15 protein-coding genes are annotated in these 14,099 nt (G+C 36.9%); 8 read left to right on the forward strand and 7 right to left on the reverse strand.

The window, feature by feature from the left end; genetic code table 11:
* Nucleotides 1-88: 88 nt before the first annotated feature.
* Nucleotides 89-2,182 carry an RNA degradosome polyphosphate kinase gene (locus LS68_RS01465; protein ID WP_034369650.1) on the forward strand — a complete coding sequence of 698 codons (2,094 nt, stop codon included), beginning with the start codon at nt 89-91 and terminating at the stop codon, nt 2,180-2,182.
* 35 nt (nt 2,183-2,217) lie between these two features.
* Here LS68_RS01465 and LS68_RS01470 read toward each other — a convergent pair whose 3' ends face one another.
* On the reverse strand, nt 2,218-3,045 hold the full coding sequence (locus tag LS68_RS01470; protein ID WP_052100153.1) for a hypothetical protein: 828 nt from the start codon (nt 3,043-3,045) through the stop codon (nt 2,218-2,220).
* Between the two features lie 9 nt (nt 3,046-3,054).
* Entirely contained in the window at nt 3,055-3,879 is an 825-nt protein-coding gene (locus LS68_RS01475; protein WP_034369649.1) for a hypothetical protein, read from the reverse strand.
* A 272-nt stretch (nt 3,880-4,151) separates the two neighbouring features.
* On the opposite strand from LS68_RS01475, the gene secG reads away from it, so the two are divergent.
* From secG to LS68_RS01510, 7 genes are all read left to right on the forward strand, one after another.
* Nucleotides 4,152-4,541 carry a preprotein translocase subunit SecG gene (gene secG / locus LS68_RS01480; RefSeq protein WP_034370939.1) on the forward strand — a complete coding sequence of 130 codons (390 nt, stop codon included), beginning with the start codon at nt 4,152-4,154 and terminating at the stop codon, nt 4,539-4,541.
* A 1-nt stretch (nt 4,542) separates the two neighbouring features.
* Nucleotides 4,543-5,100 carry a ribosome recycling factor gene (gene frr / locus LS68_RS01485; protein WP_034369646.1) on the forward strand — a complete coding sequence of 186 codons (558 nt, stop codon included), beginning with the start codon at nt 4,543-4,545 and terminating at the stop codon, nt 5,098-5,100.
* Between the two features lies 1 nt (nt 5,101).
* Nucleotides 5,102-6,916 (forward strand): threonine--tRNA ligase, encoded by a 1,815-nt coding sequence (gene thrS, locus LS68_RS01490; protein ID WP_034369644.1) that lies wholly within the window; start codon nt 5,102-5,104, stop codon nt 6,914-6,916.
* The gene (infC, locus tag LS68_RS01495) at nt 6,913-7,428 is read left to right on the forward strand and encodes a translation initiation factor IF-3 (protein ID WP_034369643.1); all 516 of its coding nucleotides are present in this window, start codon (nt 6,913-6,915) and stop codon (nt 7,426-7,428) included. Before thrS ends, infC begins: the two co-directional genes overlap by 4 nt.
* Before the next feature lie 47 nt (nt 7,429-7,475).
* Nucleotides 7,476-7,670 carry a 50S ribosomal protein L35 gene (gene rpmI / locus LS68_RS01500; RefSeq protein ID WP_034369640.1) on the forward strand — a complete coding sequence of 65 codons (195 nt, stop codon included), beginning with the start codon at nt 7,476-7,478 and terminating at the stop codon, nt 7,668-7,670.
* Nucleotides 7,671-7,750: 80 nt separating this feature from the next.
* Nucleotides 7,751-8,104, forward strand: coding sequence for a 50S ribosomal protein L20 (gene rplT, locus LS68_RS01505; protein WP_034369639.1), 354 nt, complete (start codon nt 7,751-7,753; stop codon nt 8,102-8,104).
* A 171-nt stretch (nt 8,105-8,275) separates the two neighbouring features.
* Nucleotides 8,276-9,439, forward strand: a complete 1,164-nt coding sequence (locus tag LS68_RS01510) for a metallophosphoesterase (protein ID WP_034369637.1) — start codon at nt 8,276-8,278, stop codon at nt 9,437-9,439.
* 99 nt (nt 9,440-9,538) lie between these two features.
* Here the strand turns inward: LS68_RS01510 and LS68_RS01515 are convergent, their stop codons facing one another.
* The 5 genes from LS68_RS01515 to LS68_RS01535 form a co-directional block, all read right to left on the reverse strand.
* Nucleotides 9,539-10,411 carry an FkbM family methyltransferase gene (locus LS68_RS01515; RefSeq protein WP_034369635.1) on the reverse strand — a complete coding sequence of 291 codons (873 nt, stop codon included), beginning with the start codon at nt 10,409-10,411 and terminating at the stop codon, nt 9,539-9,541.
* Between the two features lie 131 nt (nt 10,412-10,542).
* Nucleotides 10,543-11,280, reverse strand: a complete 738-nt coding sequence (locus LS68_RS01520; protein WP_052100141.1) for a DUF2393 domain-containing protein — start codon at nt 11,278-11,280, stop codon at nt 10,543-10,545.
* Between the two features lie 17 nt (nt 11,281-11,297).
* Nucleotides 11,298-11,990 (reverse strand): bifunctional phosphoribosyl-AMP cyclohydrolase/phosphoribosyl-ATP diphosphatase HisIE, encoded by a 693-nt coding sequence (hisIE, locus tag LS68_RS01525; protein ID WP_034369563.1) that lies wholly within the window; start codon nt 11,988-11,990, stop codon nt 11,298-11,300.
* 3 nt (nt 11,991-11,993) lie between these two features.
* The gene (locus LS68_RS01530; protein WP_034369560.1) at nt 11,994-13,094 is read right to left on the reverse strand and encodes a prohibitin family protein; all 1,101 of its coding nucleotides are present in this window, start codon (nt 13,092-13,094) and stop codon (nt 11,994-11,996) included.
* 10 nt (nt 13,095-13,104) lie between these two features.
* Entirely contained in the window at nt 13,105-14,028 is a 924-nt protein-coding gene (locus LS68_RS01535) for a branched-chain amino acid transaminase (protein WP_034369558.1), read from the reverse strand.
* Nucleotides 14,029-14,099: the final 71 nt, after the last annotated feature.

Consider the following 14,099-nt stretch of genomic DNA (forward strand, 5'->3'; position numbering starts at 1 on the left):
TTGATTTGCATTCAGAAGGGTAATTTGGATAGAATCTAAAATGATACACAAAGTGCTGACACTTAAACTATAAGGTAAAGGGGACAGAATGACAATCAATGATTCAAGAATGTATTTTAATCGTGAAATTTCATGGTTAAAGTTTAACACACGCGTGCTTAATGAGGCAAAAAACACTAATATTCCACTTTTGGAGCGTTTGAAATTCATCGCCATTTATGGAACAAATCTTGATGAATTTTATATGATTCGTGTAGCAGGGTTAAAACGACTTTATGCAAGCGGTATTACAGAAGTGGGTGCTGATAAACTTACTCCTTTGCAACAGCTTAAATATATTCGCGAACATTTAGACAAAGAAAAACAAACCCTTGAGGCGATTTTTAATGAAATTAAAACCGGACTTGCTAAGGAGGGTATGTTTATCAAGCAAGTAAGTGATTTGAATGCCCAACAAAAAAAGCATCTAAGAGAATATTTTTTAAATTACCTTTATCCTGTTATCGTGCCTGTTGTAGTAGATTCTACACACCCATTTCCGCATTTAAATAATCTAAGCTTTGCGATTGCGCTTAAACTTAAAAACACACAAGACGGAGGCGTTAAATTTGCAATGGTGAGAATCTCGCGAATGTTGCCACGATTTGTAGAGGTAGAAAGTGGTGTGTTTGTCCCGGTAGAATGTGTTGTGGGCGAATTTGCTAATGAGCTTTTTAGTGGGTTTGAGATTATCAGTTATGTCCCTTTCAGAATCACTAGAAATGCGGACATAGAAATCGAGGAAGAGGAAGCTGATGATTTTATCGAAATTATGAGTGAAGGATTAAAAACTCGTAGAAAGGGAGAGATTGTCCGACTCGAGATAGGGCAAAGCAAGGATAATAGTTTTTTGAATGCTATTAATACCTATTTAAATGTTGATTCTAAAGATATTTATATTTATACGATGCCATTAAATTTAAGTGGTTTGTGGGAATTGGTAGGCAGTAAGGCTCATGCTCATTTGACTACACCGCCTTTTAATCCTAAGACACTTCCCCCTCTCCATGATGCTGTGGATTTATTTTCAACGATTGAAAACCATGATGTAATGTTGTTCCATCCTTATGAAAGTTTCGATCCAGTGGTGAATTTTATTCAAAATGCGGCTAAAGATCCCGATGTGCTTTCGATACGAATGACGCTTTATCGTGTGGGAAAAAATTCACCTATTGTTAAGGCTTTAATTCAAGCAGCCGAAAATAACAAACAAGTTACAGCATTGGTAGAATTAAAAGCGCGTTTTGATGAGGAAAATAATTTACATTGGGCGCATTCTTTAGAATCTGCGGGAGCACATGTTATTTACGGTGTGCCGGGGCTAAAGGTGCATGCTAAAATCGCGCTTGTGATTAAAAAGATAGGAAACACACTGAAAGAATATGTCCATCTTAGCACAGGGAATTACAATCCTAGCACAGCTAAAATTTATACAGATGTTTCTTTGCTGACTTCTAATCATGATTTTGCCAAAGATGCGATTAAGTTGTTTCATAGTCTTTCTACGGGTTCATCGTATCGCACTAAGCTTGATAGCCTTTATATTGCACCTACACAAATTAAGCTTAAAATCCTTGAATTGATTGATAATGAGACAAAAATGGGAGCTGAAGGGCGAATCATCATGAAAGCCAATGCGTTTGTTGATATTGATGTGATTAAGGCTTTATATAAAGCATCGACTGCAGGCGTGAAGATTGATTTGATTGTGCGAGGTGTGTGCTGTTTGAGACCGGGTGTCAAAGGCGTGAGTGAAAATATCCGAGTGTTTTCAATCGTTGGCAAATATCTTGAACATGCTAGAATCTATCATTTTAAGCACGATAAAATCGGTATCTATTTCGCTTCAGCAGACATTATGCCTAGAAATTTGGAGCGGCGTGTGGAGATTCTCACACCGAGTTTGAATGCCCAAATGAGCCAACGACTAATGGATATTTTACAAATGCAATTAAAAGACAATGTGCAAATGTATGAGCTTCATAGTAATGGTGAATATCAAAAGGTCGCATCTAAAGAAAAGGCTTTTAGCTCACAAATTGCCTATGAAGACTATGTCAATGGTATTTATAGTGATTCTGTAGAAAATGAAGAGGCTATCAAGGCAAAAAAACTTGCTAAAAGAATGTTGAGAGAGAGCTAAGAAAGTCTTAAGGCAATGATTATTGCCTTAAAGGATTAAAACCCAAAACTAAATTGCAGACGCACTATGTGGCTGCTATTTTTGGGTTCATAAATCGCCACACTATCACCTGTTACTATGCTTTGTGTTCTCATAGGATTTGCCGCACCAATATTCCAATACTCATAGACAAGATACACACCTCTTCGATTAGAATCTTTTAGATAAGTTGCTCCTAGCAAAGCATTAATCCCAAAGCCATTTTTTTGAATTGTATGATAATCATCAGTAAATCCGTAATTAGACGCGGCTGTAAAGTGATTCCCTAATATAAAATAACGATAGCCAAGCAAGAAATTTAATGCCATAGATTTTTGAGCAGGAAGTCTGACTTCACCTTCAAGCTCTAGGGGGACATACAAATAACCTTGCAATCGATTGGCTGACATAAATTCATTGCGATTGAGAAAATAACCTATACCACTTTGAAAATAGAGTTTTGCATTATCTTGATGAAAAGGCTTGAGAAGATCATATCCTGCTTTTAAATCAATATTCCCTGTGAAAACACCATCTAGATTTTGGACAGCCTCTCCATTACGATCGGAATTATCCGTATCAAGAATGCTTCCTGTATAAATACCTAGACCATAACTTGCTTCCAAAATCCCTTCTAGTTTGACACCTCTTGTCGCATAGCCAAGATTTCCTACAAAACTTAAACGAGCAGTATTGATACTCATTATAAAACCCCCATTTTCATCTTGTTCGGAGTAGTTATACCAACCGATGGAGACACCTAAGGATTTGTAAAAATTCTCTTTAAACACATCATTTCCCCAAAGCCATAATGGCAATAAGCTTATCATAAAAATTTTGCGCATATTTCCTCCTTAGAATCCAAACCCAAATCGCATACCTATATAAGCTGTATGACTTTTAGGGTAATACACTTCGTTTGATACGTCAGGTTTTGCACCGGGCATACTAGTGTCAGCTATGGTGGTGATCGTAGTTTTTTGGGAGGCATTAAGGTTTGCATACCGAAATATTATCGTTGCAAAGAAAAAATATTTTTGTGAGAGTTGATAGGTAAAGCCTATATTTGCTCTAAGTGCATACCCTCCATTGATAGGGAGTTGTTTTGTCTCTTGTATTTCACCTAGAATCCCAATAGCACTTTGCAGTTGCAAATCATAGCTTGCAAGGTATTCTAAACCCCATTTACCTTTGATAAGATTGCCTTTAATTTCCAAAGGAAGATAGGTGTTGACAACTATTGCCGTAATGGGAATATCAACAGCACCTATAGCAAAGTTATTAATGACTAGACCCGTCCCTAGATACAGGGGATGATCTTTTGGGCTTGAGATGAGATTATACCCAATTGTTATAGTCATATCACTTACGATATTTCCCCCACCTTTGGGAGTAGGGAGATCAGTAAATGATTGGATACCAACCAAAGGGAGTCCATTTGATAGTTTGTTGGGGCTTGAACCTATCTGAACATCATAACCAAGCTCCATTTGATTGGTAAAAGTGTATCCGCCGTCTATATACAATGAAGCAAATACGCTTTGTGAGCGAGATTGTCCAGCTTGATGCACCAAATCCGCAATGCCGATGCCTGCGCGCCCAAACCACCCATGCTTTAGAGTATCATTGCCATAGAGTGTGATCATGCAAAGGCTTAGGAATATCAGAATCTTCTTCATACCCCACCCCTTTTTTTACAGATTCTAAAGATTTTTTATTGAGATATTTTCATTATAAAGTATGAATTATATCTTAATTTTAAATAAATTTGAAATGGGCTTTAGGATAATTAAGACAGAGAACAAAGAAAATCTAAGTTTCAAAGAGGAAATTAAAGTTTTTTTGATATAATGGCGAGTTTCTCTTTGAGAATCTTAAATCTTTTAAAAATATTTAACTTCTCATTTTTTGGATAATTTAATGTTTAGGTCGGGAGCGTAATCTAATGGGAATAACCACTATTCTTTTTGTTGTGCAAATTATTTTAGCCGTGATGATAACAATTGTTGTGCTTTTGCAAAAAAGTTCAAGCATAGGGCTTGGTGCTTATAGTGGAAGTAATGAATCTGTATTTGGCGCAAAGGGACCCGCAGGTTTTATGGCAAAATTTACTATGGCATTGGGTTTGATTGTTGTGTGTAATACTATTGCTTTAGGTTATTTTTATAATCAAGCAAGCAGTAAAAGCGTTATCGATTCTGTTCAGTTGCCTCAATCGGATATTCCAAACGCTCCAGATTCTCCTTTAAGTGCAGGTAATACAGAATCCGATGCAAGTGCATTTATTGTTGATGAGAATGCCGCCCCATCAGCCCCTATTTTTGATGCAGAAGGAAAATAAGATGCTTGCAGAAATTTATCAAAACGCTAAAACTCATATGGACAAAACAATAGAATCTTTGAGACGAGATTTTGGCACACTTCGCAGTGGTAAAGTCAGCGTAACGATTTTGGATAATATACGCGTGGATTACTATGGCACGCCCACACCTCTTAATCAAGTGGGTTCAGTAATCGCTCAAGATGCGACAACGATTGTTATCACGCCTTGGGAAAAACCTTTGATCAAAGAGATTGAAAAAAGCATTCAAGAGGCAAATATCGGTGTCAATCCTAACAGCGATAGTGAATGTATAAAATTATTTTTTCCTCCAATGACTCAAGAGCAACGCAAGGAAATTGCTAAGAATGCTAAGTCAATGGGTGAAAAGGCTAAAGTAGCGATTCGTAATATCCGACAAGAGGCAAACAATGCAATCAAAAAATTAGAAAAAGATAAATCAATCACAGAAGACGAAAGCAAAAAGGCTCATGATGAGATTCAAAAATACACTGATGAATATGTTAAAAAGTCCGATGAGATGGTCAAACACAAAGAAGAAGAAGTGATGAAGGTATAAAATGAGTGAATTAATTGGTGTTTATGCACAAGATCACATTTATGATCTTTGCACATCAGATGAGCTAGGTATAAAGGGTGAAGCTATCTATTTTGATAATTCTGCCCACGCACTTTCAATTATCAGACATTCTTGTGCGCATTTGATGGCTCAAGCGATTAAAGAAATCTATCCTGAAGCGCAATTTTTTGTAGGTCCTGTGGTTGATGAAGGATTCTATTATGATTTTAAGGTCCATAGCAAAATAGGCGAGGAGGATTTGCCTCGTATTGAAGAAAAGATGCGGGAAATTGCACAAAAAGCTTATCCTATCACCAAAAGAACGCTTTTGCGACAAGAAGCTCAAGAGATATTTAAAGACGATGAATTAAAACAAGCAGTTATGAGTAGAATCAATGATGATAAGTTGAGTGTCTATGCGCAAGGAGATTTTGAGGATTTGTGTCGAGGACCGCATTTACCCAATACAAAATTTTTGCAGCATTTTAAGCTCACAAAGATTGCAGGAGCATATTTAGGGGGTGATGAAAAAGCTCAAATGCTCACAAGAATCTATGGTATTGCCTTTGCAAATAAAGAAAGTCTCAAAGCATATCTTTTCCAGCTCGAAGAGGCTAAAAAGCGTGATCATCGTAAGGTAGGGCAAGAAATGGGGCTTTTTGGTTTCGATGAAGAAATTGGAGCAGGCTTACCCCTATGGCTACCTAAAGGTGCAAGACTCAGACGCAATCTTGAGAATCTTCTCACAAAAGCTTTGATTGTTCGCCATTATGAACCTGTCCGAGCTCCAGAGATTCTTAAAAGTGATGTGTGGAAAAAAAGTGGGCATTACGCAAATTATAAAGAAAATATGTATTTTACAATTATTGATGAGCAAGAATATGGTATTAAACCTATGAATTGTGTGGGACATATTAAGGTTTATCAAAGCGCGATGCGAAGCTATAGGGATTTGCCTTTGAGATTCTATGAATATGGCGTGGTGCATCGGCACGAAAAAAGTGGCGTGTTGCATGGACTTTTACGCGTGCGTGAATTTACACAAGATGATGCGCATATTTTTTGCACTTTTGCACAAATTAAGCAAGAGATTAATCATATCATTGAATTTACTAAAAGCATTATGAATGCCTTTGGATTCTCTTACGAAATGGAGCTTTCTACGCGTCCTGAAAAATCCATAGGCAGTGATGAAAAATGGGAAAGTGCGACCTCGGCTCTCAAAGAAGCATTAGATGAGAATCACATTTCTTATCAGATTGATGAGGGCGGGGGTGCATTTTATGGACCTAAAATCGACATTAAGATTACCGATGCTATTGGGCGTAAATGGCAGTGTGGCACGGTGCAGATTGATATGAATCTCCCCGAACGTTTTGAGCTTGCTTATACAGATGAACACAATGCACAGGTGCAACCTGTAATGATTCATCGTGCGATTTTAGGTTCATTTGAGAGATTTATTGCTATACTCACAGAACATTTTGGCGGAGAATTTCCATTATTTATCGCTCCTACGCAGGCTATCCTTATCCCTATAGGCGAAGCACAGTTATCTTATGCAAGAGCCTTGCGTGAAAAGATTCTTGCTCAAAGTGATGCGTATGTAGAGATTCTTGATAAAAATGAAACATTAGGCAAGAGAATTCGTGATGCTGAAAAGCAACGAGTGCCTTTGATTGTCGTGCTTGGTAATAAAGAAGTTGAAAGCAAAGTGCTTGCTATTCGAGATAGGCGGGAGAAAAAACAATACGAACTCCCTGAAGATGAGTTGATTCAGATGTTAAAACAAAAAATAGGAGAGGTTCATTTTTGAGCAAAGAAGAAGTGTTACTCAATGAGGAGATAGATTTAAAAGAAGTGCGTTGTGTGGGAGATGATGGCGAGGTATATGGTATTATCTCTTCCAAAGAAGCTTTGAGTTTAGCGGTCAAACAAGGATTGGATTTGGTGTTGATTTCAGCGACTGCCAAACCACCCGTGTGTAAAATAATGGATTATGGAAAGTTCCGTTATCAAACTGAAAAAAGGCAAAAAGAAGCTCGTAAAAAACAAAAACAAATTGAAGTAAAAGAAATCAAGCTCTCTACACAGATTGCTCAAAATGATATTAATTATAAAGTGAAACACGCTATTGAGTTTTTAGAATCTGGCAAGCATGTCAAGTTTAAAGTGTTTCTCAAACAGCGTGAGTTGAATATTCCGCAGGCAGGAATGGAGACTCTTAGAAAAGTAGCAGAGATGCTTGAGGACATTGCAGTAGCAGAAAAAGAGCCTAAATTAGAGGGCAAACATCTTAATGTCCTTTATGTCCCTAAGAAAAAATAATCGCAAAGCCTTTTATGGTTTAGCTTAATCTTATGAAAGGAGTGATAATGCCAAAGATGAAAACTAATCGTGGTGCAGCTAAGCGTTTTAAATTGAAGAAAAATGCAATTAAACGCGGGAGTGCTTTTAAAAATCATATTTTGACTAAAAAGTCCCCCCAACGCAAAGCTAATCTGAATGCACCCAAATATGTTCACCGCACAAATGTTGATTCTGTAAAAAGCTTACTTTGTATGCTTTAAGAGAATCTGACTCCCCTTATTAAAAGTGATAAGGGTAAGAGAAGCAAAAGCTTACACCTTCAAAAGGTAAAGGAGAAAAAATGAGAGTAAAAACAGGCGTTGTCCGAAGAAGAAGACACAAAAAGATTTTAAAACTTGCTCGAGGTTTTTATAGCGGACGCAGAAAACATTTCCGCAAGGCAAAAGAGCAATTAGAACGCAGTATGTGTTATGCGTTTCGTGATCGTAAGCAGAAAAAACGTGATTTTAGAAAGCTTTGGATTACGCGTATTAATGCCGCGTGCAAAATGAATGGCACAACCTATTCACGATTTATCCACGCGCTTAAGCTTGCAAATATTGAGCTTGATAGAAAGGTTCTTGCTGATATGGCGATGAATGATATTGCAGCATTTAATCAGATTGTTGCAAGCGTAAAAGATAAAACAAAATAATTTCAAGATTCTGTCATCTTACGGGATAGACAGAATCTATACAAACTCACGACCAATCCTAAACCCACATTAGTATTTGCTTTTATTCATAGTCCAAATTGTTTCATTTTCTCAATCATATCTTTTATTCAATATGTTATAATCCTAAATAATTTTTTTAAAGGAGTATAAATGCAAGATGTTCCACAAATTGCTCAAATGCAAAATGCTTTTTTTCCGCTCGTTGGGGCTTTGATTTTTATTTTGCTGCATTTTTATATCTATAAAGGTTTGGTAAAATCTGTTTCTACCAAGCCTACAATCCGTTTGCTATGGAAAGTTTTTGTCGTGGTTAATATGTTTGGGTGTATCGCGTATTTGTTTTTTCGACAGAATCCTATCATTCCTCAAGCGATCTATTTCTTGCTTTCACTTTCTTTGGGTATGGCTTTTGTGCTGTTTATCGCTACTTTATTGTATCAGTTTTGTTCTCTTTTTATTATGATGATTCGGAGTAAATCTGAAAGAAGTCGCTGGAGACATCGTTCAAAGGTAGGTATTTTTGTATTAAGCCTTGTGATGATTGTTTATGGCACATTTAATGGCATCAAAACACCCGATGTTACTTCTGTGAAGATTGAATTAGAAGGTTTGACAACACCGATTCGCGCAGTTGTATTGAGTGATCTTCATATTGGAGGCTTGATTGAATCTAATAAAATCAATGAAATTGTCCAAATCGTCAATGACCTTGATGTGGATATGGTTTTTCTTACAGGTGATATTGTCGATGCAAGACTTGCTGATGCAGAAGAGGCTATTGATAAACTCAAAGGGCTTCAAGCAAAAGATGGTATTTTCTATGTGCTAGGCAATCATGAGTATTTTCACGATATTGAAAATATTATCGCTAAGATAGAATCTTTAGGATTCAATGTGCTTATCAACAAAAGTCAAATCGTCAATGATAATGTCAATATCGTAGGGATTGCTGACTTAATGGGCTTTAGAGTAGGGTATCTGATGCCTGATTTTCAAGAGGCATTTTCACAAACTAATCCTGCTTTGCCCACCATTCTTCTTTCTCACCAACCTAAGGTGATTGAATATCTTAGCAACGATGATAAAGTCGATTTGATTTTGAGCGGACACACACACGGAGGGCAAATATTTCCCTTTTCTTTAGCGGTTTTAGTGCAGCAACCTTATCTTTATGGTTTGCATGAGATTCCAAATTTTCTTAAAACTAAAATTTATGTGAATCAAGGCACGGGTTTTTGGGGTCCGCCGATGAGAATTGGAAGCTATCGTGAAATCACACTTTTGGAGCTTACTCCTCCTTCATCAAATCCTTAAAGTATGGTGGTTTTATTGCAAGATTCAGAGGAAGGCAACTGCTATCCTTTCCTTTTGAATCTATACCCAAAACTTCATTTGTTTGAATCTGCTTTGAGGTTAATATTTATACTCGATGTGCAAGGATTTGACAAACATAATATCCCAAGCATTTTGCATCAGCACGCGATAACCCTTTGTGTGTAAAAAATCTATTATTTGGTATTTAGCATCTGTGTAGTTATGCTCTATGGTCATAACACTGAAAGTATATTTATCAAAATCTATGCCGCGTAATACTTCCATTTCACCCCCTTCAACATCTAGGGTCATAAAATCAATATGAAAAACATCTGGATAATGTTGCATAATCTCATTAAATGTCGCTGTCTGCACAGATATGGTTTTTGCTCCTCCAAGTTTATCGATGCGTTCTTTGTGCGATTGTGTCAAGTTTATCTCTAATGTATCAAGTGCAGAGCAATCAGAATCTGAAGCGACAAGAGTCGTCATACCGATATTTTTAGAAAAAATAGCAAGATTGTAAGTATCGCATTTTCTGTTTTTCTTTAGCGCAGTATAGGTTTGCGGATTTGCTTCGACACAAAATCCACTCCAACCAAGACGCTCAAAAAGATAGCTGTTATTAATGCTTATGCCATCATGCGCACCAATATCAACAAAAAAACCATTTTTCTTTTGACGCAAGATTGAATACGCAAGAGCATCTTGCCCTAATTGCCCTTCAAATCTTTCGTTTTGTAAGTTTGAAAGCCATAGCGTGTCAATAAGATATTCTATCCTGTCGATTTTTTCTTCTAATGCGTATTTAGAGTGCTTACTGCGTTGATATATGGGCATACCAAAAAGTTTATATTGCTTTCTTATAATTTTGCCATCAGATAAATATTTTTTATGCGTTGTAAGCACAGGAATGCCACATATTTTCCTTATCTTTTTATTGTCTTGAATCTCTTTTGTAACAATGCGCATACAAATCCTTTATTTTATGATGCGAAGCATTCTACACAAAAAAAAAAAAAACGATTCAAGAGGTATTAAAGTGATTTAATTTACTCAAATAAAAGTCTAAAGAGGTTTGTTGTAGAGTGAAAAAATGGCAGCTATTCTTGCGTATTTGTAGGGTTTTGTGAGGATTCTTCTTGCTCTACTGCTTGTGAAGTTTGGCTTATCTCATCAGTATTATTTTCTTCTGAATCTTCTTGATGTGTTTCTTGAGATTCTGTGGATTGAGATGTATTTTCTTCATCTTCATCTTTGTCTTTTTTTGCTTTGGATTTGTGTTGCAAGGTTTGGAGAATGTTATTTGAAAAATAACAATCAACATAAATGCGATAATTGAAAGGCTTTTTAGCCTCAAAATGTGGCACAACAATAGCAAATGTTTTTTCTTCTTGGGGTTGAATCTCAATTTCTAGCTTTGTTGAAAAAGACGATTTGGGCAATACGGCATTGATGTATTTTATAAGCGTATTTTTCTCTTCTTCCCGCACTTCATTAGCGGTAATGCGGCATTCATTGATGGCAATTTTACCTTGATGTATGATATTACCAGCGACAAAAAAACCTTTTGTGTATTCCATAGGGTGAGCGGTTGTTATATCGACTTGGATTTTGTAGAAAAATTTTGTCATAGCTAATTGCAATGTGATAGGCGTGCTAAAGATGACACAGATTGAAAGAAAAAAGAAAAAACCAGCGATAAAACGTCTCCCGCGTAATAATAGACCTAAGGTAAAAAATAGAATAAAGCAAAAAAAGATAAGCAATAAGATTCCGAGTTCATAGATTGAAAAATATGAAATCATTTGAAATACGAAATCTTTTAGCTGCTCTTTCAAGTCATTTCCTTGGTCTGTTATTTTTTTGTTCTTGAGGCTTTTTCAGCAAGACCACTTTGTCCCATACGCGATTTGAGTTCTTGATAAACGCGCTCTATGGAGATGTGTTTAAAAGCTAGAGCGACAAGAGTATGATACAGCAAATCCGCACATTCATAAATAATCTCTTTTTCATCGTGATCTTTGAGGGCAAAGCAAAATTCTCCCGCTTCTTCGATAATTTTTTTAGCAATGGTGTTATCGCCTTTTGCAAACAATGAGGCAGTATAAGACACTTCGGGCGAAGCATGATGTTTTTCGCATAAAGAATGATAAAGCTGATCAAGTACATCATAAGTATTGCTCATATCTTTTGTAGGGATTTTTTCATCTTGAGTAATGTGATGAGAGCTAAGACTGCGATAAAAACAGCTGTATGCACCTGTGTGGCAGGCTACACCTTCTTGCTCAACCAAAAAAAGCAGACTATCATTGTCGCAATCAAGCTTAATACTTATAATTTTTTGGATATGTCCGCTTTGCTCACCCTTTTTCCAGATTCTATTCTTGGATCGAGAAAAATAATGAGCAATATTGCTTTGCAATGTCTCTTGCAATGATTGACGCGAAGAGTAAGCCAACATCAAAACATCTTGCGTCTTTGCATCTTGAGCGATAGTCGGTATCAGTGAGCATTTTTCCCAATCAATTTGATCAAGCACGGATTGCATTAATTATTGTCCTAAAGCAGTATTTTTTTGCTTGGATTTAGAATCCACCCAAATATTAGGCACAGCACCACCGGGAGTAAGGAAAATTTGAGCATCTTTATTTTCTTTGAGTGCTTCATTAAATTTACCTTGTGTCTCGATTTGTCGGAGCTCAAGTAAGCGTTGAGAGAGGCTTTCATTGACAAGGCGGTTTGCCTCACTTTGCCCTTTTGCTTCGATTTCAATCGCATCAGCCTTACCCTTAGCACGCTCACGCAAAGCATTTGCTTCTTCTTTTGCCTTTTGTGCATCTCTTTTGGCTAATTCTACACCTTCGATTCTGATTTTTACTTGTTCGGGCAGGACGATTTCGCGCAATTGAATAGAATCTAATCTCACAGGTTGATTAGGCGTTGAATCAAGCTTATTTTTAAAGCCTGTGTAGATAAGATTCGCGACTTCATCGCGTTTAGTGGGTAACTCTTCAGTGGGATAATTCCCTACCGCACTTCGCACGACATCACGAATCACAGGATTGATAATCTTCTGTTCCCATGAAGTGCCGTATTCTGCGATAGTTGCAGGGACTTTGTCCTTGTAGAGTTGGTATTGCACGGTAAGCTCAATAGAAATCGTCATACCGCTTGTGTCCATCACATTGATTGCATCATTGCGTAAAATACTTTGATTTTTGCCAACCGTTCCCATATCCTCACTACGAGAAAAGTTTAGCGTTCGCACTTTTGTATCCACAATGATCACATCTTGAATGATAGGCACAAAGAAATGCAATCCCGGATCAAGAGGTTTGGGGTCATATTTACCTGTGGTAACTTTAATCCCTACTTCACCTGCATTGACGATGACAAAAGGACGCGCTAAAATAAAAATTAATATCAGCAAAATAATAATGCTTAAAACGGCAAGAGATTTGCCATTAGGCATTGAGGGCATAGGAAAAGATTCTATATTGAATCCGTTTTTGTCTTTGTTGTTTCCACCATTATTCCAATTGTTAGGATTCTTTCTGGGAGGCTCTTTATCGGATTTATTTTCTTGAGAATCTTGGTTTTGGTCAAGCTGTGCTCGTTTTTTCTTGAGGTGCTCGTTTAAGTCAATGGGCATAATATTTCTCCTAATTAATATAAGTCAGATAGTGATTGTATTTGGGATTCTCACCATTGACAATTGCAAAAAACGCTTCTTGAAGTTTTTTGGTTATTTCGCCTGCTGTGCCTTTGCCAATACTTCTTGCATCAACTTCTCTAATAGGTGTAATTTCTGCGGCTGTGCCTGTGAAGAATGCCTCATCAGCAATATAGATTTCATCTCTTGTAATATGTCGTTGTTTGAAAGGAATATTCAAATCTTTTGCGATTTCAATCACTGTTGCTTGAGTGATAGATTCTAAAGTGTTGTCATAAGGAGGCGTAATCAATGTGCCATCTCTGACGATAAAAAAGCATTCTCCGCTTCCTTCAGCTACGAATCCATTATCATCTAAGAGCAATGCTTCATCACAACCATAAGCGATTGCCTCGTGTTTTGCCATTTGTGAGTTAAGATAATTTGCCGCTGTTTTTGCTTTACCCATTATTGCTTTAGTCGGATTTCTTACAAAAGAGCTGATTTTTACTTTGATACCATTGGTGATACCTTCAGCCCCGAGATATGCTCCCCATTCCCATGCAGCGATAGCGACATTAACAGGAGCATTCATATGATACAGACCCATTACACCATAACCGAGATAAATAAGAGGACGAATATACACATTACCTTTGTAATCATCTTTGTTGGCTCTTAGAAGCTCAATATGCGCATTTTCAAGCTCTTCTTGTGTATAAGGTGAGTTAATGCAGACAATTTTAGCAGAATTTAAAAGCCTTTTAGTGTGGTCTTTTAGTCTGAAAATTGCTAAACCTTTAGGTGTCATATAGGCTCTTGTGCCTTCGAATACTGCATTACCATAATGCAAAGTATGGCTCAAAATATGTGTTGTTGCCTCTGCCCAAGGCACTAATTTACCATCTTTCCAGATATATTTTGCTTCTTTCATTTATAAACCGCCTTTTTTGAAATTAAAACATACGATTCTATCAAAACTTTTATAATATTAATATTTAAGAT

The sequence above is a fragment of the Helicobacter sp. MIT 05-5293 genome (assembly GCF_000765665.2).
Classification (GTDB): Bacteria; Campylobacterota; Campylobacteria; order Campylobacterales; family Helicobacteraceae; genus Helicobacter_C.

Coding starts and splice junctions, on each gene's coding strand:
- LS68_RS01465 (WP_034369650.1), top strand. CDS start 89: ATGACAATCAATGATTCAAGAATGTATTTTAATCGTGAAATTTCATGG.
- LS68_RS01475 (WP_034369649.1), bottom strand. CDS start 3,879: ATGAAGAAGATTCTGATATTCCTAAGCCTTTGCATGATCACACTCTAT.
- LS68_RS01530 (WP_034369560.1), bottom strand. CDS start 13,094: ATGCCCATTGACTTAAACGAGCACCTCAAGAAAAAACGAGCACAGCTT.
- LS68_RS01510 (WP_034369637.1), top strand. CDS start 8,276: ATGCAAGATGTTCCACAAATTGCTCAAATGCAAAATGCTTTTTTTCCG.
- rpmI (WP_034369640.1), top strand. CDS start 7,476: ATGCCAAAGATGAAAACTAATCGTGGTGCAGCTAAGCGTTTTAAATTG.
- frr (WP_034369646.1), top strand. CDS start 4,543: ATGCTTGCAGAAATTTATCAAAACGCTAAAACTCATATGGACAAAACA.
- LS68_RS01535 (WP_034369558.1), bottom strand. CDS start 14,028: ATGAAAGAAGCAAAATATATCTGGAAAGATGGTAAATTAGTGCCTTGG.
- LS68_RS01515 (WP_034369635.1), bottom strand. CDS start 10,411: ATGCGCATTGTTACAAAAGAGATTCAAGACAATAAAAAGATAAGGAAA.
- thrS (WP_034369644.1), top strand. CDS start 5,102: ATGAGTGAATTAATTGGTGTTTATGCACAAGATCACATTTATGATCTT.
- hisIE (WP_034369563.1), bottom strand. CDS start 11,990: ATGCAATCCGTGCTTGATCAAATTGATTGGGAAAAATGCTCACTGATA.
- LS68_RS01470 (WP_052100153.1), bottom strand. CDS start 3,045: ATGCGCAAAATTTTTATGATAAGCTTATTGCCATTATGGCTTTGGGGA.
- rplT (WP_034369639.1), top strand. CDS start 7,751: ATGAGAGTAAAAACAGGCGTTGTCCGAAGAAGAAGACACAAAAAGATT.